The sequence below is a fragment of the Enterobacter sp. ku-bf2 genome, from assembly GCF_001742765.1.
Taxonomy (GTDB): Bacteria; Pseudomonadota; Gammaproteobacteria; order Enterobacterales; family Enterobacteriaceae; genus Enterobacter; species Enterobacter quasiroggenkampii.
On the sequence record NZ_MDVW01000001.1, the window covers coordinates 1,182,435 to 1,202,783 of the forward strand.

The 20,349-nt window shown below is 54.1% G+C and carries 24 protein-coding genes; 13 read left to right on the forward strand and 11 right to left on the reverse strand.

From position 1 onward, the window contains the following. Nucleotides 1–31 precede the first annotated feature (31 nt). The gene (locus BFG58_RS05645; protein ID WP_032651499.1) at nt 32–1,315 is read left to right on the forward strand and encodes a YeaH/YhbH family protein; all 1,284 of its coding nucleotides are present in this window, start codon (nt 32–34) and stop codon (nt 1,313–1,315) included. A gap of 99 nt (nt 1,316–1,414) precedes the next feature. After that, nucleotides 1,415–1,915, forward strand: coding sequence for a YbaK/prolyl-tRNA synthetase associated domain-containing protein (locus BFG58_RS05650; RefSeq protein WP_008500735.1), 501 nt, complete (start codon nt 1,415–1,417; stop codon nt 1,913–1,915). 20 nt (nt 1,916–1,935) lie between these two features. Here the strand turns inward: BFG58_RS05650 and yoaI are convergent, their stop codons facing one another. Then, a complete protein-coding gene (yoaI, locus tag BFG58_RS23730) occupies nt 1,936–2,040 on the reverse strand; it encodes a small membrane protein YoaI (protein WP_010430055.1) in 105 nt (34 codons plus the stop codon). Nucleotides 2,041–2,185: 145 nt separating this feature from the next. Between yoaI and BFG58_RS05655 the strand changes: the two genes are divergently transcribed. Continuing rightward, on the forward strand, nt 2,186–2,632 hold the full coding sequence (locus tag BFG58_RS05655) for a DUF441 domain-containing protein (protein ID WP_008500737.1): 447 nt from the start codon (nt 2,186–2,188) through the stop codon (nt 2,630–2,632). Here BFG58_RS05655 and BFG58_RS05660 read toward each other — a convergent pair. Then, nucleotides 2,616–3,407 carry a helix-turn-helix transcriptional regulator gene (locus BFG58_RS05660; RefSeq protein WP_045910235.1) on the reverse strand — a complete coding sequence of 264 codons (792 nt, stop codon included), beginning with the start codon at nt 3,405–3,407 and terminating at the stop codon, nt 2,616–2,618. The genes BFG58_RS05655 and BFG58_RS05660 overlap by 17 nt on opposite strands. Nucleotides 3,408–3,506: 99 nt before the next feature. Here BFG58_RS05660 and BFG58_RS05665 point away from each other — a divergent pair, with 99 nt between their 5' ends. Beyond that, nucleotides 3,507–4,694, forward strand: coding sequence for a CynX/NimT family MFS transporter (locus BFG58_RS05665; protein ID WP_048027504.1), 1,188 nt, complete (start codon nt 3,507–3,509; stop codon nt 4,692–4,694). Between the two features lie 31 nt (nt 4,695–4,725). On the opposite strand, the gene BFG58_RS05670 is transcribed toward BFG58_RS05665, so the two are convergent. Further along, on the reverse strand, nt 4,726–5,433 hold the full coding sequence (locus BFG58_RS05670) for a CTP synthase (RefSeq protein ID WP_048222585.1): 708 nt from the start codon (nt 5,431–5,433) through the stop codon (nt 4,726–4,728). A gap of 101 nt (nt 5,434–5,534) precedes the next feature. Here BFG58_RS05670 and BFG58_RS05675 point away from each other — a divergent pair, with 101 nt between their 5' ends. Next, nucleotides 5,535–5,879 carry a DUF488 domain-containing protein gene (locus BFG58_RS05675; RefSeq protein ID WP_069719433.1) on the forward strand — a complete coding sequence of 115 codons (345 nt, stop codon included), beginning with the start codon at nt 5,535–5,537 and terminating at the stop codon, nt 5,877–5,879. Here the strand turns inward: BFG58_RS05675 and BFG58_RS05680 are convergent, their stop codons facing one another. Beyond that, on the reverse strand, nt 5,880–6,185 hold the full coding sequence (locus tag BFG58_RS05680; protein WP_048027499.1) for a periplasmic protein: 306 nt from the start codon (nt 6,183–6,185) through the stop codon (nt 5,880–5,882). An 80-nt stretch (nt 6,186–6,265) separates the two neighbouring features. Next, nucleotides 6,266–6,520, reverse strand: coding sequence for a DUF333 domain-containing protein (locus tag BFG58_RS05685; protein WP_045910230.1), 255 nt, complete (start codon nt 6,518–6,520; stop codon nt 6,266–6,268). Nucleotides 6,521–6,829: 309 nt separating this feature from the next. Here BFG58_RS05685 and BFG58_RS05690 point away from each other — a divergent pair, with 309 nt between their 5' ends. Together BFG58_RS05690 and BFG58_RS23735 are read left to right on the forward strand one after the other, a co-directional pair. Next, complete coding sequence (locus tag BFG58_RS05690; RefSeq protein ID WP_069719667.1) at nt 6,830–7,858, forward strand: sensor domain-containing diguanylate cyclase; 1,029 nt, start codon at nt 6,830–6,832, stop codon at nt 7,856–7,858. Nucleotides 7,859–7,903: 45 nt separating this feature from the next. Continuing rightward, entirely contained in the window at nt 7,904–8,002 is a 99-nt protein-coding gene (locus BFG58_RS23735) for a YoaK family small membrane protein (protein WP_014883431.1), read from the forward strand. 129 nt (nt 8,003–8,131) lie between these two features. Here the strand turns inward: BFG58_RS23735 and BFG58_RS05695 are convergent, their stop codons facing one another. The 3 genes from BFG58_RS05695 to BFG58_RS05705 form a co-directional block, all read right to left on the reverse strand. After that, the gene (locus BFG58_RS05695; protein WP_008500746.1) at nt 8,132–8,380 is read right to left on the reverse strand and encodes a GlsB/YeaQ/YmgE family stress response membrane protein; all 249 of its coding nucleotides are present in this window, start codon (nt 8,378–8,380) and stop codon (nt 8,132–8,134) included. Between the two features lie 284 nt (nt 8,381–8,664). Beyond that, entirely contained in the window at nt 8,665–10,137 is a 1,473-nt protein-coding gene (locus BFG58_RS05700) for a sensor domain-containing diguanylate cyclase (protein ID WP_069719668.1), read from the reverse strand. A 177-nt stretch (nt 10,138–10,314) separates the two neighbouring features. Further along, the gene (locus BFG58_RS05705; RefSeq protein WP_254665191.1) at nt 10,315–11,865 is read right to left on the reverse strand and encodes a cyclic diguanylate phosphodiesterase; all 1,551 of its coding nucleotides are present in this window, start codon (nt 11,863–11,865) and stop codon (nt 10,315–10,317) included. Nucleotides 11,866–12,071: 206 nt separating this feature from the next. Here BFG58_RS05705 and BFG58_RS05710 point away from each other — a divergent pair, with 206 nt between their 5' ends. Next, a complete protein-coding gene (locus tag BFG58_RS05710; RefSeq protein ID WP_069719434.1) occupies nt 12,072–13,571 on the forward strand; it encodes a cyclic diguanylate phosphodiesterase in 1,500 nt (499 codons plus the stop codon). A gap of 289 nt (nt 13,572–13,860) precedes the next feature. On the opposite strand, the gene BFG58_RS05715 is transcribed toward BFG58_RS05710, so the two are convergent. From BFG58_RS05715 to icd, 3 genes are all read right to left on the reverse strand, one after another. Further along, a complete protein-coding gene (locus tag BFG58_RS05715) occupies nt 13,861–14,106 on the reverse strand; it encodes a DUF2543 family protein (protein WP_025911748.1) in 246 nt (81 codons plus the stop codon). A 74-nt stretch (nt 14,107–14,180) separates the two neighbouring features. Next, nucleotides 14,181–14,528: a DUF1304 domain-containing protein gene (locus tag BFG58_RS05720; RefSeq protein ID WP_045910227.1), complete on the reverse strand. Its 348-nt coding sequence runs from the start codon at nt 14,526–14,528 to the stop codon at nt 14,181–14,183. A 77-nt stretch (nt 14,529–14,605) separates the two neighbouring features. Continuing rightward, nucleotides 14,606–15,856 carry an NADP-dependent isocitrate dehydrogenase gene (icd, locus tag BFG58_RS05725; protein ID WP_008500752.1) on the reverse strand — a complete coding sequence of 417 codons (1,251 nt, stop codon included), beginning with the start codon at nt 15,854–15,856 and terminating at the stop codon, nt 14,606–14,608. A gap of 117 nt (nt 15,857–15,973) precedes the next feature. Between icd and rluE the strand changes: the two genes are divergently transcribed. From rluE to purB, 5 genes are read left to right on the forward strand one after another with little or no spacing between them, the layout of a single operon-like run. Next, on the forward strand, nt 15,974–16,627 hold the full coding sequence (rluE, locus tag BFG58_RS05730) for a 23S rRNA pseudouridine(2457) synthase RluE (protein ID WP_045910226.1): 654 nt from the start codon (nt 15,974–15,976) through the stop codon (nt 16,625–16,627). A 9-nt stretch (nt 16,628–16,636) separates the two neighbouring features. Then, on the forward strand, nt 16,637–17,110 hold the full coding sequence (locus BFG58_RS05735; protein ID WP_069719435.1) for an NUDIX hydrolase: 474 nt from the start codon (nt 16,637–16,639) through the stop codon (nt 17,108–17,110). A gap of 40 nt (nt 17,111–17,150) precedes the next feature. Then, entirely contained in the window at nt 17,151–18,263 is a 1,113-nt protein-coding gene (gene mnmA / locus BFG58_RS05740; RefSeq protein ID WP_021241033.1) for a tRNA 2-thiouridine(34) synthase MnmA, read from the forward strand. A 28-nt stretch (nt 18,264–18,291) separates the two neighbouring features. Further along, nucleotides 18,292–18,921: a high frequency lysogenization protein HflD gene (gene hflD / locus BFG58_RS05745; RefSeq protein WP_008500756.1), complete on the forward strand. Its 630-nt coding sequence runs from the start codon at nt 18,292–18,294 to the stop codon at nt 18,919–18,921. 19 nt (nt 18,922–18,940) lie between these two features. After that, nucleotides 18,941–20,311, forward strand: coding sequence for an adenylosuccinate lyase (gene purB, locus BFG58_RS05750; protein WP_045910223.1), 1,371 nt, complete (start codon nt 18,941–18,943; stop codon nt 20,309–20,311). Nucleotides 20,312–20,349: the final 38 nt, after the last annotated feature.

Genomic DNA, 20,349 nt, shown 5'->3' on the forward strand with positions numbered 1-20,349 from the left:
TGCAAGTTGGCAAATGCAGTACGGGGGGTATATGACCTGGTTTATTGACCGGCGTCTTAACGGCAAAAACAAGAGCACGGTAAACCGCCAGCGCTTCTTGCGTCGTTATAAAGCGCAAATTAAACAGTCTATCTCCGAGGCCATCAACAAACGCTCGGTGACCGACGTCGACAGCGGCGAGTCTGTCTCCATCCCCACCGATGACATCAGCGAACCGATGTTTCATCAGGGGCGAGGCGGCCTGCGCCATCGCGTACACCCAGGTAATGACCACTTCGTTCAGAACGACAGAATTGAGCGCCCTCAGGGCGGCGGCGGTGGTTCAGGAAGCGGTCAGGGACAGGCCAGCCAGGACGGTGAAGGCCAGGACGAATTTGTCTTCCAGATTTCGAAAGATGAATATCTCGACCTGCTGTTCGAAGACCTGGCGCTGCCGAATCTGAAAAAGAATCAGCATCGTCAGCTTAATGAATATAAAACCCACCGCGCGGGTTATACCGCCAACGGCGTGCCCGCCAACATCAGCGTCGTGCGTTCGTTGCAGAATTCGCTGGCGCGACGCACGGCCATGACGGCAGGCAAACGTCGCGAACTGCGCGAGCTGGAGAGCAGCCTCAAGGTAGTAGAAAACACGGAACCGGCGCAACTGCTGGAAGAGGAGCGCCTGCGTAAAGAGATTGCAGAGCTGAGGGCGAAGATCGAACGGGTACCGTTTATCGACACCTTCGACCTGCGCTACAAGAACTACGAAAAACGCCCTGAGCCCTCCAGCCAGGCGGTGATGTTCTGTCTGATGGACGTGTCCGGCTCGATGGATCAGGCCACCAAAGATATGGCGAAGCGTTTTTATATCCTGCTCTATTTGTTCCTGAGCAGAACCTATAAGAACGTGGAGGTAGTCTATATCCGCCACCACACCCAGGCGAAGGAGGTGGATGAACATGAGTTCTTCTACTCGCAGGAGACCGGGGGCACCATCGTCTCGAGCGCGCTGAAGCTGATGGATGAAGTGGTCAAAGAGCGCTACGACCCGGCGCAGTGGAATATTTATGCCGCGCAGGCGTCGGATGGCGATAACTGGGCCGACGACTCGCCGCTGTGTCACGAGATCCTGGCGAAGAAAATTCTGCCGGTCGTGCGTTACTACAGCTATATCGAAATCACCCGTCGCGCGCACCAGACCCTGTGGCGGGAGTATGAGCATCTGCAGGCGATGTTCGATAATTTCGCCATGCAGCATATCCGTGACCAGGATGACATTTATCCGGTGTTCAGGGAGCTGTTCCACAAGCAGTCTGCTACCAGCAACGCATAACCCCACAGCCAGCGAACCCGCTGGCTGTTTTCTTTCGACCCCGTTCATCCCGTGCTAATGTAGAACGCTGCATACTGGATTATCACCGGGAAAATCGTTATGACTGACGACGTTATAGGAACAGGAACCCACCAGCAGCTCATTACCTTACTTACCGAGCAGGGCGCGCGTTTTCGCGTCATGGAGCATGAGGCGGTCGGGAAATGTGAAGCGGTAAGTGAAATTCGCGGAACCGATCTGCGACAAGGCGCCAAAGCCCTGGTCTGCAAGGTGAAGGGAAACGGCGTAAAAAAACACGTTCTGGCGATTCTGGCCGCCGACCTACAGGCTGACCTGAGCCAGCTTGCCAGCCATTTTGGCGGGCTAAAGGCTTCCCTCGCCAGCCCGGCCGAAGTCGATGCCCTGACCGCCTGCGTTTTCGGCGCTATCCCACCCTTTAGCTTTCATCCTGACCTGGCACTGGTTGCCGACCCGCTGCTGTTCGAGCGCTTTGACGAAATCGCGTTTAACGCCGGCCTGCTGGAGAAATCCGTGATTATGGATACCCAGGATTACCTGCGCATCGCCCGTCCTGAGCTCGTCACCTTCCATAAAGCGTAACTGCGATGGCTGACGCCCTGTCAGCCTTTTCGTTCCAGAAACAGCACGGAGGCAACGAGAATAACGGCAATAGCGAAAAACGATGAGGAGATAATCAGCGTTTCCACAAACATGTGATCGTTCATGATGGCGACCCCTTTTGCGATATCTGCTTTCGTTTTAATCCGCGTAAATGACAAGGCTATGACAACGACAAAATCTTTTTAACCCTGTTCTCTGCCGCGTTTGCGCGTACAGTAAACAGAACAATTTTTCTGGCAAGGATTCCCTATGTTTGACCCTACTCTGCTCATTCTTCTGGCACTCGCCGCGCTCGGCTTTATAAGCCATAACACTACCGTCGCCATCTCGATTCTGGTGCTGATCATTGTGCGCGTGACCCCGTTAAATACCTTTTTCCCGTGGATAGAAAAACAAGGCCTCACCATCGGGATTATCATCTTAACCATTGGGGTGATGGCGCCGATTGCCAGCGGCACCCTTCCCGCCTCAACGCTGCTGCACTCGTTTGTAAACTGGAAATCGCTGGTGGCGATCGCGGTGGGGATTTTTGTGTCGTGGCTGGGCGGTCGCGGCGTCACGCTGATGAGCAGCCAGCCCTCGCTGGTGGCGGGTCTGCTGGTGGGCACCGTGCTGGGCGTGGCGCTCTTTCGCGGCGTGCCGGTCGGCCCGCTAATTGCGGCTGGCCTTGTCTCGCTGTTTATTGGGAAGTCGTAGTCAGGCTGGCCATATAACGCGCCGGCGTCTGGCCCAGTCCCTTCCTGAACATGGTGATAAACGCGGTGGTCGAGTCATAGCCCAGTGACTGGGCCACCTGCTGTACCGATTTCCCGCCGATCAGGTGCTGTAATGCCACAATCAGCTGCAGCTGGTGGCGCCAGCGGCGAAAGCTTAAGCCGGTCTCTTTCACCACCAGCCGCGCCAGATTGCGCTCGCTCATGGCGAAGTGGCTCGCCCACTGCGTTAGCGTCTGCCAGGCGGCGGGCTCTTCCGCCATCTTCTCGCTCATCAGCCTGATTTTGGGATGGGGCGACACGGGCAGCTGCAGATGCTCCTGACGCTGGAGCGGCAGCTCGTCAAACAGCACGTCTACCAGGCGCGACGTGGTCGCAAGAGAGAGCTGCTCACGTGATTTTTCCGCCAGCGATAAAATCAGCTCCCGCACCAGAGGGGAGATTTTCAGAGTACAGCAGCGCTCGGGCAGGCTGACGGCCCCCGGCTCAATAAATAAAAAGCAGAGCTGCGCGCCCGGCGTGGCCCTGTTGCTGTGCGGCATCTGACCGGGGATCCAGACGGCATACTGAGGCGGCACCATCAGCATCGCATTTTCCACTTCACAGGTGATTGCGCCGCCGAGAGCCAGAATCAGCTGTCCCTTACGGTGATGATGCCGGGGAATATACTGTTCCTCCGCCACCACCTGAATGCGAAATGCGACGGCCGCATCGTGCTGGCTATCAGGATCGTAGCCTTCCAGTCCCAGACCAATCATCAGTTTGTCCGATATTAGCGATAAACTGTCATTTTAGCCTGATTTCAACCGCTGAGAAAATCGGTATTGTGTGCGCTCGCTTGAACGTATGAGAACATAATGACTACTGCTATTCGCACCTCAGGAAAACACGGCGCGCTGTTGATTGCAGGCATCCTGATGATTGCCACTACGCTTCGCGTCACCTTCACCGGCGCAGCGCCGCTGCTTGATACCATTCGTCTTGATTATGGCTTAAGCACGGCGCAAACCGGTCTGCTGACCACCCTGCCCCTGCTGGCTTTCGCCCTCGTCTCGCCGCTCGCCGCAGGCGTTGCCCGGCGTATCGGCATGGAGCGCAGCCTGTTTATCGCCCTGCTGCTGATTTGCGCCGGGATTGCCGTTCGCTCGCTGCCCTCCGCCGCTTTGCTTTTCACCGGCACGGCGATCGTCGGGTGTGGTATTGCGCTCGGGAACGTGCTGTTACCCGGATTAATTAAGCGTGATTTTCCAGGCCAGGTGGCGAAGCTCACCGGCGCCTATTCCCTGACGATGGGCGTTTCGGCAGCGTTTGGCTCAGCGATGATTGTTCCCCTGGCACAAGGGAGTGCGGGCTGGCATGGCGCGCTGCTGATGCTGATGGCGTTTCCGCTGGTCGCATTGCTGCTCTGGCTGCCGCAGTGGCGTCAGAAACACGTCGCAACGGTAACGGGCGCAGGCGCGCTGCATAACCGCGCGATCTGGCGCTCGGCCCTCGCCTGGCAGGTCACGCTCTTTTTGGGGATAAACTCGCTGATTTACTACGTCATCATCGGCTGGCTGCCGGCAATACTGCTGAGCCACGGCTACAGCGAAGCGCAGGCTGGCTCGGTGCACGGTCTGTTGCAGCTGGCCACGGCCGTGCCGGGACTTGCCGTTCCGCTGATCCTCCACCGTCTGAAAGACCAGCGGGCGATCGCAGGCGCGGTGGCGCTGATGTGCGCGATAAGCGCGGCGGGATTATGGTTTATGCCGGGCATGGCGGTGATGTGGACGCTGGTGTTTGGCTTTGGCACAGGGGCAACGATGATCCTCGGCCTGACGTTTATCGGTCTGCGCGCCAGCACTGCACACCAGGCGGCGGCGTTGTCCGGCATGGCGCAGTCGATTGGCTATCTGCTCGCCGCCTGCGGCCCTCCGCTAATGGGGAAAATTCACGATAGCGCGGGAGACTGGCGGATCCCGCTTCTGGGCTGCGCGCTGGCCGCCGTGATAATGGCCCTCTGCGGCATCTTAGCCGGGCGAGACCGGGAGATCGCGCCCCGTTAAACAGTGTGGCAGACCCTCGGGTCTGCCTTTTTTACCCGCGCGCCGCGCGCAGCATCGCCTGTACCAGCACGACCGGACGTCCTTCCAGCGCAGCACGCTCGTGCTGGAATAAGGTGATCACGAAGAACGGGTGCGTGACCAGTTCCGCGGCACGGATTTCACCCTGATCGTCCCAGCCCGTCACATGCATATCTCCGTTTTCGAGCGCCTGTGCAAACGCTGGAGACACGCCATAGTTACAGTGATATCCCTCTTCAATTTCCGGCTTGCCGTACGCTTTGGCAATCAATGTATTCCTGCGCAGTTCAATCGCATCGGTTTTTTCCACCAGCGAGCAGGTCAGCGGCGCAATCACCATGGTGCCTTCGGTATCCGTCTCAGCGTGTGCCGCATCAGCCCAGCCAAGCACGTTTCGGGCATACTCAATCAGCGCATGCTGGAACCCGCCGCAGGTGCCCAGGAACGGGATGCTGTTTTCACGGGCGTAGCGCGCGGCAATAAAAGCGGCCTCGGTGTTTTTGTAGGGGCTGGCAGGAACCAGCCAGATGGCATCGTAGCCCACCAGATCTTCAGAGCTTGTCAGCTCCGTCGTGGCCAGCCAGTCGTAATCGGCGGTGAGATCAAGCACTGCGGCGGCGTCGTCAATGGCCAGCGGGATCGCCTGATGCGCAATAACATTGGGATTGTAATCGCCAACCAGCGCAATGCGCAGCGTCGTTTTAACCGGGAGGTGTTCCATGAAAGGTTCCTTATGCCAGAGTATTATCAGATAACATAAGGAACCTCAGACTACCGATCTTTTGCAATTATCACAATACCTTAAATTGGGAGGGTGAAATCATGATTCAGTGCAAACGGGTCTACGAACAGGCAGGCTCTGATGACGGCTATCGGGTACTGGTGGACAGGCTGTGGCCGCGCGGCGTTAAGAAAACGGACCTCGTGTATGACGAATGGTGTAAAGCGCTCGCGCCCTCGACTGAACTACGCAAGGCCTTTCATAGCGAAACGATTGATTTCACCGCCTTCAGCCAGGCCTATCGTGAAGAGCTGGCGCAGCAGGCTGACGAGGGCGCGCGTCTGGCGACGCTGGCGCGCAGGCAGACCATCACCCTGCTCTTTGCTGCCAAAAACACGGAGCAAAATCACGCCCTGGTCTTAGCCGACTGGCTGCGCCATCTGTGATCAGCCGATCGTCAGTTCATCCAGAATTTGCGGTGCATCATCCGGGGTGAGCGGCATCAGATGTTCGGCGCGGACAAACGCAAAGCCGTGCTGGTTATCGAAGGCGTAGACATCACCCGTCACCAGCCAAAGCGCGCGATCTGCGGTGGCCGGTAATTGCGTCATCACGCCGTTGACCGGGTTAACGAAACGCAGGCCAGGCTGGCAAAGGCCAAACAGCTCAACAGATTTACCAATATTGCGACGGCCTGACGCCGTGCGGGCACCCACGATCATCGCCATGCTGCCCGGTTTTAGCTGAAACATACTTCTCTCGCGGAAACGAACGCCAGAAACTGGCTAAGATTAATCCTAAAGAGAAGTGTATCGCAGGCAGTATCCGTCTGTCACCTGGTGGGTTGCGGATGATCGCGACGATAGAGCGTCCATTCATCGATCACTTCCCCGCCCGGTAATTTGCACTCGGTGCGAACGCCCTGCGGGCTTTGAACCGGGATCTGTTCCCCACCTTTCTCCAGGCAGTAGACGGAGGCCGGGTTCGCCATACCGATAACGTGCGGCGGTTTCGGCGCATCGGGTGGCGTGGTCTTTGCGGTGCAGGCGGCCAGGGGAAGCGCCAGCGTCAGAAGCAGAAATCTCATCTCATTGATCCTTTTGACGTCATTACACCCTAAGGGTAACGGGTCATCGTCGCGTTCTCCATGATTTCTCCATTTTAACTGCACTTTTCAGCACTATAGTGTGGCATGTTCTCGATATGACCAGAGAACATCATTCCGTAATCAAGATGTCTTTGCCCCGGTCTCAACAACGGGGCTTTTTTTCTCGCCTGCTCCCCGCTTCCTGCATATATTAAATTTTCTGTATTCATGTTTTACTATGCCTGAAGCCTAAAAACTCAGCATAACATGCAGATGCAGACGTCTTCTGCCTGGGAGTCATTCTACGTCATGTCGGACCTTATCCTCGCTCGCGTTTCAGAAACCCTTGCCACCGAGCAATCCCTTGAAAGCCTTGTTCGCCAGCTGCTGGAGATGCTGGAAATTGTCACCGACATGGAGTCGACCTACCTGACAAAGGTCGATATCGAGGCGCGGCTGCAGCACATCCTCTACGCCCGCAACAGCAAACAGATGACGATCCCGGAGGGGCTGAGCGTCCCATGGGATGAGACGCTGTGCAAACGCGCGCTGGATAGTGAAACGATGTTCAGCAATGATGTGCCTGAACGTTGGCCCGAGTGTGAAGCCGCAAAAGCACTTGGCATTACCACCTACATGAGTATTCCTGTCCATCTTGCCGATGGTTCACTTTACGGAACGCTCTGCGCCACCAGCACGGCCAGAAAGCCGCTGAGCGAGCGCGCTGAACAGGTGCTGAAGCTCTTCGCCGGGCTGATTGCCCAGTCCATTCAGAAAGAGTCGCTGGTGACCCAGCTTCGCGAAGCCAATGCGGCCCTCATCGCGCACTCCTATACGGATGCCCTTACCGGTTTACCTAACCGTCGCGCCATTTTTGAAGATCTGACCACCCTCTTTTCTCTGGCCCGGCACCTGAAGCGTAACGCCATCATCGCGTTTATCGATCTGGATGATTTCAAGCTGATTAACGATCGTTACGGCCACGAGGCTGGCGACCAGTTCCTGATAGAAGTGGGCAAGCGTTTGACCGAAGAGAAGCAGCAGGACGATATTATCGGTCGTCTGGGCGGGGATGAATTTCTGGTCGCGTCGCTGAGCCAGCCCCACCTGGACGGGGATAACGCGCAGCTTACGCTGCTCAAAACGCGCCTCAGCGCCTGCATCGCCGGCGAATACTGGCTCGGCAGCGTTCATATTATTTATCCGGGCGCCAGCTTCGGTGTGATCGAAGTGGACCCTGCCGCAACCGATCCTGACAGCGCGTTACGCGCTGCGGATGTGGCGATGTATCAGGATAAGAAAGGAAAAAGCAAAACACGCTTTCTCACTATGGATTAACCCCGTACACTCTACGGCGTTACAGAAACCGAAACAGGTGATGGTATGAGAATAGGGATCCTCTTCCCGGTCGTTATATTTATAACGGCGGTGGTTTTTTTAGCGTGGTTTTTTGTTGGCGGCTACGCGGCGCCGGGGGCATAAATGCGAAAGACAACCGTCATTATGCTGATCGTTGCCATTGCAGCGTTTGCCGGCACGCAGCTTGGCTGGTGGTAAACCCAATACGTAAAAAGGCCGCCATCCGGCAGCCTTTTTAAACGCTTTCAGAACTTAGCTTTTGATCTTTCTGTAGATAAACAGAACAACCAGCGCACCGATCACCGCGACGGCGAAACTGCCGAAGTTAAAGCCATCGACCTTGCCAAAACCGAACAGCGTACTGATCCAGCCGCCGACTACCGCGCCGACAATACCCAGTATTACGGTGACGATAAACCCACCGCCATCTTTGCCCGGCATGATCCACTTCGCCAGAATACCCGCAATAAGCCCAAAGATAATCCAGGATAAAATTCCCATAACTTTCCTCTCTGTATGGTTTTTGTCATTAAATCAACGACACAAAAAAGAATAGCACAGGATTCCAGAAAGGAAATTTGTGATAAGCATCACAGTGAGAGAGTGCGTCATTTTTCATCAACAAAAAGAACGGGCCACATAAACTGTGGGGTTGCATCTTTTATTGAGAAAGATTATCTTTCTCAACACTGAATAGTTGAGAGAAACACTCAGGTATTCAGTACGACATTGCTCACATTGCTTCCAGTATTTTTTGCCCACTCCTGAGTGGGCTTTTTTTTAGCTCATACCCCAACAAACGCGTACCGGTTACGTCCCGCGCGTTTCGCCTGATAGAGGGCCTGGTCTGCGGCAATAATGATATTTTGCTGGCTGCCCGCGATGTCGACGGCACGGGCGGTAGAAATCCCGACGCTTACCGTCACCCGACCGAAGGGGCTAAAGGCATGGGCGATTTGCAGCGAGAACACATTGCGAATAATCGTCTGGGCCAGACGAAGCGCCTCCTGAATATCCGTATCCGGCAATATCAGCGCAAACTCCTCTCCGCCGTATCGCGCCACAAGCTGATTATCACGGGTAAGGCTCTCCCTGAGGCTGTTTCCAAGCATAGCCAGACACCGATCCCCTTCCGGATGGCCGTAGTTATCGTTGTATTTTTTGAAGTAGTCCACGTCCACGATCAGTATCGAAATCGGTGCGTCATGCGCGGCACACATAGCGATGTCCGAGAGGATTTTTTCATCAAAGACGCGGCGATTGTACAGCCCGGTCAACGCATCTTCTGAAGCAATAATCTTCAGCGCTTTGTTATCCCGTGTTTTACGGGACAGGTCGGAATAGAGGAAGTATGACGCGACGATGAGTATCGCCGTGAACACGAAAATGAGTACCGCCAGCTGAATCGCCTGCTTGCGCCAGGGGGCAAGAGCTTCATCAATGCTAACCGCCACGGTGGTGACCAGTCCGTAGCGTCTGTTTTTCTCATAGGCATAAATGCGCTCGATTTTATCAAACCGTGAGATGGAGCTGGCTATCCCCGTATTTTGTACCTTGAGATATTTCCTGAAGAGCGGTGAATCAGAAACAATCGTGCCGATATAGGTATTTTTAAAGGGATACCGGACCAGCAACACGCCTGATTGCGTCGTTAAGCCGATGACGCCCGAGTGACCGATATTAATCTGCCCGTAGAGCGCCAGAAAATTTTCGATACCCAGCGTCACCACCACCACACCGTTAAATGCCCCGGTCTGGGTTTCAAGGCGACGGCTGATGGTGATAACCCATTTGCCATTGGTTCTGCTTACCACCGGCTCCCCAATAAAAATCGCCTGATTTTTATTTTCTTTGTGATAGATAAAAAACTCTCTGTCCGAGCCTTTGCGTGGCCCCGTAAAAGTTTCATGCAGCGCGGTAAAGATATCGCCCTGAGCATTGTAAACAACCACATTATTAATCTGGGTAAGAAGGTTATCCTGATTATTGATCATGTGCTGAATATTGGTCGCCTGCTGCGGGGTCATGCCATAAATTTCGATTATGTCGGAAACGGTAGTAATTAACATTTCACTCTGGCGCATGATCCCTTCAGTATAGACATCAAGGGTATGGCTCAGGTTAGCGACGCTGGTATTAATTTGCTGGATTGACTGCTGTCTGGACGTGGCAATTTGGACAGCAAGCGCCAGCGAGATGATCAATGAGACAATGATGACGGTAATGGTTGTTGTGTAAAAAGTATTTTTCACATGCACGAGCTTTTCCACCTTATCACGCCTGATATCCCTGGCTGACAACTCTTGTCACTGTAACAAAGCTCAGGATAAGAGGAAAATGAATTGCACTTAAGCATACAACAGAAGCTCGTCTTTATTTTGTTTTTCACCGCCTGGTAACCGGCGCTATTCCTGACGCTCAGCAACGCCCGCGTTTTACACCATCACGGTCTCCCTGGGCTTAGATAAAATGACTTTAATAAAATCGATATAGGAGACGGGTTTACCAAAATAATAACCCTGCAGCAGGGTAATCTCATTACGGTTGAGATACTCCAGCTGCTCTTTCGTTTCTACGCCTTCGGCCACGATCCGCAATGATAGTTTTTTCGCCAGGTCAATAACGCAGTCCAGCAGGATCGTTGAGTCCTTCTCCTCTGATACCCGGTTAACAAAGCTTTTATCAATTTTAATATAATCTATGGCAAGCGCATTGAGACATGACAGCCCGGAATACCCGGTACCAAAATCATCCAGTGCTATGACAAAACCGGCGTTATGCAGCGCGTTGAGGTTTTCCACCAGATGAGGATTATCGATCAACGGTTCACGTTCGGTCACCTCAAGAACCAGCTTCACGGCTTTACCCTGAAACCCCTTGCCGAAGATTCGGCAGTCACCGATGAAAGAAGGGGCATTGATGTGTCTGGCGCTGATGTTCACCCCGATATGGAACCCGTCCGGCAGCTTAGGCAGGAGCGGCTTAAGCTGTGTGACCACTTTCGCCATCAAGCCTTTGGTCAGTGGAATAATCAACCCGCTACGTTCAGCTATCGGGATAAAGACGTCCGGCGGGATAAAGCCTGACTTAGGATGCTTCCACCTTGCCAGGACTTCAACACCGTATAACCCGCCGGTATCGCCGTTCACGATCGGCTGGTAATAAGGCACGATCTCTCCCTGCAAAATGGCCTTACGCAAATCGTCTTCAAAGGTGGTACTTTTCCCCTTGTAGCGGCGGATCAAAATGCCCACCGCCACGGATAGCGCGAGAATCAGCAGAATCAGGCTCCATCCCTGTTGCAGTAGCCGCGTCAGGCTAAAAAAGGCAGGCGCTTGCCAGGCCAGACTGAAGGGGAAGTGCGAAGAGGTCGTCAGTGACCCCGCCCACGAGGCCGCTTTCCAGCCGGTCACCTCACCGTTGCGCGTAAACATCCTGTCGCCGACAACCAACCCCAGGTTAACGCTGTTTGATGCGTTCGCGATGACGTCCTGCAAATGCGCATCACTGACGCTGACGATGACGCGCCCTCCCGCGATGGGCATCTGGAAGACAAGCACCGGGATACCGTTCACCAGTCGATTACCGGGGAGCAGCATTAATTTTTGTTCAGGTAACGTCTCCGGATGCACAATCAAAACGCCATTCCCGGGAAGGGATGTACAGATGATTTGCCCCTGCTGCTGGATCATGATGGCGCGCAGATGCGGTTTTAACGCAGCTTCTGTCCCCAGCGCCAACTGCCCGCTGCTGCTACAGCCCTGCTCCGCAACGCGCTTCGCCGTGCTGGCCGCACTGACGGCTTCCGACAGAATGCTTTCTATTTTCTGGGTGCTTACCGTGGCGGTATGAACGTTATTCATTTTCGCCATCTGCCATAACTGCCAGTTAATAATCAGTATGCCGATCAGAAAAAGAAACAAGGCACTGAGAACAGGGATCATCACGTTACGCACGATGTTTTCCTTAATAGAATAAACAAGCATGGAGGATCGGAAAGAAGAACCCGTGGTTTAACCGGCGTTACTTATCACAATGAAAATAGCTTAGCTGAGAATTATCTTAAAAAACTGATGCTTTCGTATGAGTTCACCCGCTCAAATTTGCTCACCCGACGAGACTATCAGGCTTGTGCCTTGCCCTGGCTGTGTTAAGCTTTGTGAAATCAGGGAGCGGACAGGATAACTGGAAAATGAAAAAGCGCATTGCCGTTGCGATCGTTTCAACGCTTCTGGTCATCCTGTCTCTTTATGCGGTCAACGTGGTTATCATCGGCCAGCAAAAAACCAAACAGCTTGAAATATCCCAAACCCTTTTACATTATTCAGAAGATCTGTCCCAAAGCGTGGCGCTGGGCCTCAAAAGCATAACGACGCAGGGATGTGATAAAGCCAGCCTTGATAGCTACAGGCAAATAAAGCTTAATAACCTCTATTTCAGCGATATCGGTTTTATCGAAAAGGGAAAAATTGTCTGTACCGCTTTTTGGGGTAAACTCGCGACGCCCGTTCCACTTCCTGCGGAACTGCATAAAACGCCGAGAGGTTTTCTCCTGGCGCAGTTTTCCAGAAAAGACTTTTTCACCGGCAATGCGGCTATTTATAATAATATTATTATCTTCACCTCCCGCTATGCTTACGATAAATTTACCCCGGTAACCGCAAGCTATTCTCTGAGCGCCACCACGAAGGACTTTGGCCGGATCTTTTTTTCAGCCGCCCCTGAGCTGAAGCCGCGGAGCTGGCTGCATGCGACATTGTTCACCCTGACCATTACACAGTGCAGCGCCTCGTGGGATTTATGCGTGATTGTAAAACACCACGATGCGGGACTGGCCTCGCTCCCCCCGTTTATCTTTACGTTTCTCGCGGTCATACTCTTTTTTATCTGGGTCGCGATAACGTTATTTATCTTCCGTCTCTATGAAGACCGTTTTTCGCTGGAACGCACGCTGATCAAAGCCGTGATAACGAATACCTTCAGCGTTAATTATCAGCCCATTATTCGTATTCGCGATCAAAAAATCGTGGGTGTCGAAGTTCTGTCGCGATGGCGCGATCAAAAGCACGGAGACGTCTCGCCGGAGCTGTTCATCCCATTAATTAAGAAAATCGGTCTGTATAAAAAATATTACAGCAATATTATCGGGAAGTCCCTTTCAGAAATTGCCCCGCTGGCGATTAAGCATCAGCTGATCGTTTCAATCAACGTTGGGCGAAAAGAAATTGAAGACGGACAGTTTATTAACATTTTGCGTCGCGAGTGCTTAGCCAATCGCCTCCCCCTTTCCCTGATGAAGGTCGAGCTTTCTGAGAAAGCCGTTTCCGCGGCGGGTATCCTCGAGGAGTTCTGTCAGGAACTGAAGTCGCTTGGCGTTAAAATTTCAATCGATGATTTTGGCGTGCAAAATTCAAACCTGGCCCGGCTGTCGCAGCTTGAATATGATGAAATTAAAATTGATAAGTCGCTGGTGGATGGCGTCAGCGAGCATTATAAGCAAAACATCTTTGTTATCTTCAGCGATGCCCTTGCGAAGTTGAATAAAACCCTTGTTTTCGAGGGCGTGGAAAATGAAATTCAATATCGCTTCATTGCGGACAGATATCCCGATGCCCTGATCCAGGGATGGTATTTTTCAAAAGCACTCACCCGGAGCGAACTAGCGAAGCGACTCACCGGCGTCGCCCCGTAATCGAAGCCTGCCATGCACGTTTTTTTACGCTCAGGCGTTTCCATTTTTTCCGCCAAAACATATAGTCGTCATATTCAGACGGTAGATTACCCTGAAGCACACTCTTATTTTGGTTAAAAACGTGAAATTATCCTTACTTTTTCCAGTGGTACTGTTCTTTCTGATCGTTATTTTCGCGCTGTTTATCGATAAACCCGCTTCGCCTATTCTGCGGAAAAAATGCATGTGGTCCGATAGCGTGATGCTGAGCTGTATCGCAAAGCATCAGCATAACGGTTTCTAAGGCAGGCTATTCATTTCCCCACTGATTGAGGAAGTTCGCAACATCATCAATGCGACCCGCACGGATCCCGGCTTCAGTGGCCATCTCCTGCTGGGCTTCCTCGCTGATCTCCTCATTATTCGCTAAGCGGGTGAGCAGCAGCTGGAAATAGTGTGCCAGCGCGTCGCGCTCTGACTCCGCGACTTGCTCTGCGGCTTCCGTCGCGTACTCGTCGGCAATGTCATAATATTTCAGTGGGATGTCGTTGTGCATAACAGTCTCGTCTCAGGTCAATAAAGGTAACGTCACGAGTATATCGGAGGCGTTATCTCAACCAAAGCATTGCTTCAGAGGAGTAACGCAAGCAGCGCTGCAAGCGCGGGTATGGCCTGCACATACAAAATTTTACGGCTGGCGGTGGCTGCGCCAAAAAGTCCGGCGATCAGTACACAGCTCAGGAAGAAGATGGCTACCTGAATCCCCTTTTCGCCGAGCCAGAGGCTCCAGAGCAGACCGGCTGCCAGAAAACCGTTGTAGAGCCCCTGATTCGCGGCCAGCACGCGGGTGTCGCGCGCAAAATCAGGACGCAGATTAAAAGCCTTGTGCCCTGTTTTGGTATTCCACAGGAACATTTCAAGCACAAGAATGTAGAGATGGATGAGTGCAACGACAGCGATAAGGACAGTGGCTAACATCGTGTTGTCTCCTGCAGGCAGAGGCAAAAAAAACGGGAACCCTCAGGCCCCCGCTCTTGTTTAACCCAGAATCTGGATTACATGTTCGCGATAATCGCGTCGCCAAACTCTGAACATTTCAACAGCTTAGCGCCTTCCATCAGACGTTCGAAATCGTAAGTTACGGTTTTCGCGTTGATCGCGCCTTCCATACCTTTAACGATCAGGTCTGCGGCTTCGAACCATTCCATATGGCGCAGCATCATCTCTGCGGACAGGATGATAGAGCCTGGGTTCACTTTGTCCTGACCTGCGTATTTTGGTGCCGTACCGTGGGTCGCTTCGAACAGGGCGCACTCGTCACCGATGTTCGCGCCAGGGGCGATACCGATACCGCCAACCTGTGCAGCCAGGGCGTCAGAGATGTAGTCACCGTTCAGGTTCATACAGGCAATCACGTCGTATTCTGCAGGACGCAGCAGGATCTGCTGCAGGAACGCATCGGCGATCACATCTTTAATGATGATCTCTTTGCCGGTGTTCGGGTTCTTGATCTTCTGCCATGGGCCGCCGTCGATCAGCTCACCGCCGAACTCTTCTTTCGCCAACTGGTAGCCCCAGTCTTTGAACGCGCCTTCGGTGAACTTCATGATGTTGCCTTTGTGAACCAGGGTCACAGAGTCACGGTCGTTGGTGATCGCATATTCGATGGCCGCGCGCACCAGACGCTTAGTCCCTTCTTCGGAGCACGGCTTAATGCCGATACCGCAATGCTCAGGGAAGCGAATTTTCTTCACGCCCATCTCTTCGCGCAGGAATTTAATCACTTTTTCTGCGTCAGCAGAGTCCGCTTTCCATTCGATACCCGCGTAGATGTCTTCTGAGTTTTCGCGGAAGATAACCATGTCGGTCAGTTCCGGGTGCTTCACCGGGCTTGGGGTGCCCTGATAGTAACGAACCGGACGCAGACACACGTACAGGTCCAGCTCCTGACGCAGAGCCACGTTCAGAGAACGGATACCGCCGCCGACTGGGGTGGTCAGGGGGCCTTTAATAGCAACGCGGTAGTCGCGGATCAGGTCCAGCGTTTCTGCTGGCAGCCAGACGTCCTGGCCATAAACTTGCGTCGATTTCTCACCGGTGTAAATTTCCATCCAGGAAATTTTACGCTCGCCTTTGTAGGCTTTCTCAACAGCGGCATCAACCACTTTCAGCATTGCCGGGGTAACGTCTACACCGATACCGTCGCCTTCGATGAACGGAATAATCGGATTGTGAGGAACGTTAATCTTGCCGTTTTGCAGGGTGATCTTTTTACCTTCCGCCGGAACAACTACTTTGCTTTCCATTAACCTCTCCTTCGAGCGCTTCTGGTTGTTACTGATCTTATGTTAATAAATTGTAATGAGCCCTTCGATAGTACCTGATTGTCCGACGCCATGAAAGGTCTTCGTTATTAGGCTATAATGCGGCAATTGATAACGCCTGAAAATACCATGAAGAAAACTTCTTTTACAAAACACCGGGTTGAGCGATTCAGCTCGCGACAAGCCGCCAGACGACCGCAAGAAACCCAGCCAAAGCGGGTGATTCTGTTCAATAAACCCTACGATGTTTTGCCGCAGTTCACCGACGAAGCCGGACGCAGCACGCTAAAGGACTACATCCCTGTTCAGGGGGTCTACGCGGCCGGGCGTCTGGACCGGGACAGCGAAGGCCTGCTGGTCTTGACCAACGACGGCGCGCTGCAGGCGAAGCTCACGCAGCCGGGAAAACGCACCGGCAAAATTTACTTCGTCCAGGTCGAAGGCGAGCCGGACGAAGAAACGCTGGATAAATTACGCAAAGGCGTCACGCTGAACGACGGTCCCACCCTGCCGGCAGGTATTGAACGCGTGAATGAACCGGAGTGGCTGTGGCCGCGCAATCCGCCGATCCGCGAACGCAAATCCATTCCGACCAGCTGGCTCAAAATCACCCTTTATGAAGGCCGCAACCGTCAGGTTCGGCGGATGACCGCGCACGTCGGCTTCCCTACCCTGCGTCTGATTCGCTACGCTATGGGTAACTACACCCTGGAAACGCTGGCAAACGGTGAATGGCGAGACGTTACCTTTTAAGGAGTCACTATGTTTAAACCTCATGTCACGGTTGCCTGCGTGGTCCACGCCCGGGGTAAATTCCTGGTTGTCGAAGAGAGCATTAACGGCAAAGCGCTGTGGAACCAGCCAGCCGGACATCTTGAAGCCAATGAGACCCTTCTTCAGGCCGCAAAACGCGAGCTGTGGGAAGAGACCGGCATTCACGCTGAACCCCAGCACTTCATCCGTATGCACCAGTGGATTGCACCCGACAGCACCCCCTTCCTGCGTTTTTTATTTGCCGTTGAGCTTAGCGAAACGTGCGCCACTGAGCCGCAGGATGACGATATCGACCGCTGTCTGTGGGTCACCGCCAACGAGATCCTGAACGCGCGAAACCTGCGCTCGCCGCTGGTTGCGGAAAGCATTCGCTGCTGGCAGTCAGGCGCACGCCTGCCGCTGGATGTCATCGGCGCTTTTAACTGGCCGTTTACAGAGGGTGCCAATGGTGGGGGGGCGTGATAGAATACGCCGCCTTGAAGTTCAATGTCGTGAGTATTCCATGTCAGATAATAGCCAGAAAAAAGTGATCGTCGGCATGTCCGGCGGTGTCGATTCCTCCGTTTCCGCCTACCTGTTACAGCAACAGGGCTATAAGGTGGAGGGCCTGTTCATGAAGAACTGGGAGGAAGATGATGGCGAGGAATACTGCACTGCCGCTGCGGATCTCGCCGATGCGCAGGCCGTATGCGATAAGCTCGGCATTGAACTGCACACCGTTAACTTTGCCGCAGAATACTGGGACAACGTGTTTGAACTGTTCCTTGAAGAGTACAAAGCAGGCCGCACGCCGAACCCGGATATTCTGTGCAACAAAGAGATCAAATTTAAAGCCTTCCTCGAATTCGCTGCGGAAGATCTGGGCGCAGACTACATCGCGACCGGTCACTACGTGCGTCGCGCAGACGTGAATGGCAAAAGCCAGCTGCTGCGCGGTCTGGACGGCAATAAAGATCAAAGCTATTTCCTCTATACGCTGAGCCACGAGCAAATCGCCCAGAGCCTGTTCCCTGTCGGCGAGCTGGAAAAGCCGCAGGTGCGTAAAATCGCCGAAGAGCTGGACCTGATCACCGCGAAGAAAAAAGACTCTACCGGCATCTGCTTCATCGGCGAGCGCAAATTCCGCGATTTCCTCGGACGTTACCTGCCCGCACAGCCGGGTAAAATTGTCACCGTCGACGGGGAAGAGATTGGCCAGCATCAGGGGCTGATGTACCACACCTTAGGCCAGCGTAAAGGCCTGGGTATCGGCGGGACGAAAGAAGGTAGCGAAGATCCGTGGTACGTGGTCGACAAAGATGTCGAAAACAATATTCTGGTTGTTGCTCAGGGTCACGACCATCCGCGTCTGATGTCCGTTGGCCTGATTGCGCAACAGCTGCACTGGGTCGATCGTGAGCCGCTGAAAGGCACGCTGCGCTGCACGGTGAAAACACGCTACCGGCAGACCGATATTCCTTGCACCGTTACCGCGCTCGATGACGATCGCATTGACGTGCGCTTCGACGAGCCGGTCGCCGCCGTCACCCCGGGCCAGTCTGCTGTCTTCTACAGCGGCGAAATCTGCCTGGGCGGCGGGATCATTGAACAGCGCCTGCCGCTGCCCGCTGTTTAACAGCGATTGCACACATAAAGGAGACCGTGTGGCGAAGAACTACTATGACATCACCCTGGCGCTGGCGGGAATTTGCCAGTCAGCCCGTCTGGTGCAACAGCTGGCGCATCAGGGTCATTGCGACGCTGACGCCCTGCACGTTTCACTCAACAGCGTTATCGACCTCAACCCCGGTTCAACCCTGGGCGTGTTCGGTGGCAGTGAAACCAATCTTCGTCTCGGTCTTGAAACCCTGCTTGGCGTGCTTAACGCCAGCAGCCGTCAGGGGTTAAACGCAGAGCTGACCCGCTACACGTTGAGCCTGATGGTGCTGGAGCGTAAGCTGAGCGCAGCAAAAGGCGCGCTTAATACCCTGGGCGATCGCATTGCCGGGCTACAGCGTCAGCTCGATCATTTTGACCTGCAGTCCGACACACTGCTGAGCGCCATGGCCGGCATTTATGTTGACGTCATCAGCCCGCTGGGACCGCGTATACAGGTCACCGGCTCCCCTGCCGTGCTGCAAAGTCCGCAGGTACAGGCAAAAGTGCGCGCGTCCCTGCTGGCTGGGATCCGCGCTGCCGTGCTGTGGCACCAGGTTGGCGGTGGCCGCCTGCAGCTAATGTTTTCTCGTAATCGCCTGACCACTCAGGCAAAACAAATTCTTGCTCATTGTTAACCTCCCGGAGTTGCGAATTATGGAATTATCCTCACTGACCGCCGTATCCCCTGTCGATGGACGCTACGGCGATAAAGTCAGCGCGCTGCGCGGGATCTTCAGCGAATATGGTTTGCTGAAGTTCCGTGTTCAGGTTGAAGTACGCTGGCTGCAAAAGCTGGCCGCCCAGGCAGCAATCAAGGAAGTTCCTGCTTTTGATGAAAAGGCAAACGATTACCTTGATAAAATCGTTGCCGACTTCAATGAAGAAGATGCTGCGCGCATTAAAACCATTGAGCGCACCACCAACCACGACGTGAAGGCGGTCGAGTACTTCCTGAAGGAGAAAGTGGAAAGCGTTCCTGCGCTGCACGCCGTGTCTGAGTTCATCCACTTCGCCTGTACGTCTGAAGACATCAACAACCTGTCGCACGCCCTGATGCTCTCTACCGCGCGCAAAGAGGTGGTGCTGCCTTACTGGCGTAAAATCATCGACGCGGTGAAAGCACTGTCCGTGGAATACCGCGACATTCCGCTGCTCTCCCGTACCCACGGCCAGCCAGCCACCCCATCCACGATGGGTAAAGAGATGGCGAACGTCGCGTACCGTATGGAGCGCCAGTATCGTCAGCTGGAACAGGTTGAAATTCTGGGCAAAATCAACGGCGCGGTCGGTAACTATAACGCCCACATCGCCGCGTACCCGGAAGTGGACTGGCACCAGTTCAGCGAAGAGTTCGTGACCTCTCTGGGCATTCAGTGGAACCCGTACACCACCCAGATTGAGCCGCACGACTATATCGCCGAACTGTTTGACTGCATCGCGCGCTTCAACACCATCCTGATCGACTTCGATCGTGACGTGTGGGGCTACATCGCCCTGAACCACTTCAAACAGAAAACCATCGCGGGCGAAATCGGCTCTTCCACCATGCCGCACAAAGTGAACCCGATCGACTTCGAAAACTCCGAAGGCAACCTGGGGCTGGCGAATGCCGTGCTGCAGCATATGGCAAGCAAACTGCCGGTATCCCGCTGGCAGCGCGACCTGACCGACTCCACCGTGCTGCGTAACCTGGGCGTGGGCATCGGCTACGCGCTGATTGCGTACCAGTCCACCCTGAAAGGCGTGAGCAAGCTGGAAGTGAACCGCGATCGTCTGCTGGATGAACTGGATCACAACTGGGAAGTGCTGGCGGAGCCGATTCAGACCGTGATGCGTCGTTATGGCATCGAAAAGCCGTACGAAAAACTGAAAGAGCTGACCCGCGGCAAACGCGTTGACGCCGAAGGTATGAAGCAGTTTATCGACGGCCTGGCGCTGCCGGAAGAAGAGAAAACCCGCCTGAAGGCGATGACTCCGGCGAACTACATTGGCCGCGCCATCACCATGGTTGACGAGCTGAAGTAATCTCCTCTCCCCCCTTTCCGCCCGGAAAGGGGGTTGCT

What these genes read in the sequence shown, in the direction of transcription:
- BFG58_RS05670 (WP_048222585.1), bottom strand. Translation starts at nt 5,433, where the DNA reads ATGGAACACCTCCCGGTTAAAACGACGCTGCGCATTGCGCTGGTTGGC.
- BFG58_RS05690 (WP_069719667.1), top strand. Translation starts at nt 6,830, where the DNA reads ATGTCGGACCTTATCCTCGCTCGCGTTTCAGAAACCCTTGCCACCGAG.
- BFG58_RS05710 (WP_069719434.1), top strand. Translation starts at nt 12,072, where the DNA reads ATGAAAAAGCGCATTGCCGTTGCGATCGTTTCAACGCTTCTGGTCATC.
- BFG58_RS05675 (WP_069719433.1), top strand. Translation starts at nt 5,535, where the DNA reads ATGATTCAGTGCAAACGGGTCTACGAACAGGCAGGCTCTGATGACGGC.
- BFG58_RS05655 (WP_008500737.1), top strand. Translation starts at nt 2,186, where the DNA reads ATGTTTGACCCTACTCTGCTCATTCTTCTGGCACTCGCCGCGCTCGGC.
- rluE (WP_045910226.1), top strand. Translation starts at nt 15,974, where the DNA reads ATGCGGCAATTGATAACGCCTGAAAATACCATGAAGAAAACTTCTTTT.
- BFG58_RS05645 (WP_032651499.1), top strand. Translation starts at nt 32, where the DNA reads ATGACCTGGTTTATTGACCGGCGTCTTAACGGCAAAAACAAGAGCACG.
- BFG58_RS05720 (WP_045910227.1), bottom strand. Translation starts at nt 14,528, where the DNA reads ATGTTAGCCACTGTCCTTATCGCTGTCGTTGCACTCATCCATCTCTAC.
- BFG58_RS05705 (WP_254665191.1), bottom strand. Translation starts at nt 11,865, where the DNA reads ATGCTTGTTTATTCTATTAAGGAAAACATCGTGCGTAACGTGATGATC.
- purB (WP_045910223.1), top strand. Translation starts at nt 18,941, where the DNA reads ATGGAATTATCCTCACTGACCGCCGTATCCCCTGTCGATGGACGCTAC.
- BFG58_RS05665 (WP_048027504.1), top strand. Translation starts at nt 3,507, where the DNA reads ATGACTACTGCTATTCGCACCTCAGGAAAACACGGCGCGCTGTTGATT.
- BFG58_RS05660 (WP_045910235.1), bottom strand. Translation starts at nt 3,407, where the DNA reads ATGATTGGTCTGGGACTGGAAGGCTACGATCCTGATAGCCAGCACGAT.
- BFG58_RS23735 (WP_014883431.1), top strand. Translation starts at nt 7,904, where the DNA reads ATGAGAATAGGGATCCTCTTCCCGGTCGTTATATTTATAACGGCGGTG.
- BFG58_RS05685 (WP_045910230.1), bottom strand. Translation starts at nt 6,520, where the DNA reads ATGAGATTTCTGCTTCTGACGCTGGCGCTTCCCCTGGCCGCCTGCACC.
- mnmA (WP_021241033.1), top strand. Translation starts at nt 17,151, where the DNA reads ATGTCAGATAATAGCCAGAAAAAAGTGATCGTCGGCATGTCCGGCGGT.
- BFG58_RS05715 (WP_025911748.1), bottom strand. Translation starts at nt 14,106, where the DNA reads ATGCACAACGACATCCCACTGAAATATTATGACATTGCCGACGAGTAC.
- BFG58_RS05735 (WP_069719435.1), top strand. Translation starts at nt 16,637, where the DNA reads ATGTTTAAACCTCATGTCACGGTTGCCTGCGTGGTCCACGCCCGGGGT.
- BFG58_RS05695 (WP_008500746.1), bottom strand. Translation starts at nt 8,380, where the DNA reads ATGGGAATTTTATCCTGGATTATCTTTGGGCTTATTGCGGGTATTCTG.
- icd (WP_008500752.1), bottom strand. Translation starts at nt 15,856, where the DNA reads ATGGAAAGCAAAGTAGTTGTTCCGGCGGAAGGTAAAAAGATCACCCTG.
- yoaI (WP_010430055.1), bottom strand. Translation starts at nt 2,040, where the DNA reads ATGAACGATCACATGTTTGTGGAAACGCTGATTATCTCCTCATCGTTT.
- BFG58_RS05650 (WP_008500735.1), top strand. Translation starts at nt 1,415, where the DNA reads ATGACTGACGACGTTATAGGAACAGGAACCCACCAGCAGCTCATTACC.
- BFG58_RS05680 (WP_048027499.1), bottom strand. Translation starts at nt 6,185, where the DNA reads ATGTTTCAGCTAAAACCGGGCAGCATGGCGATGATCGTGGGTGCCCGC.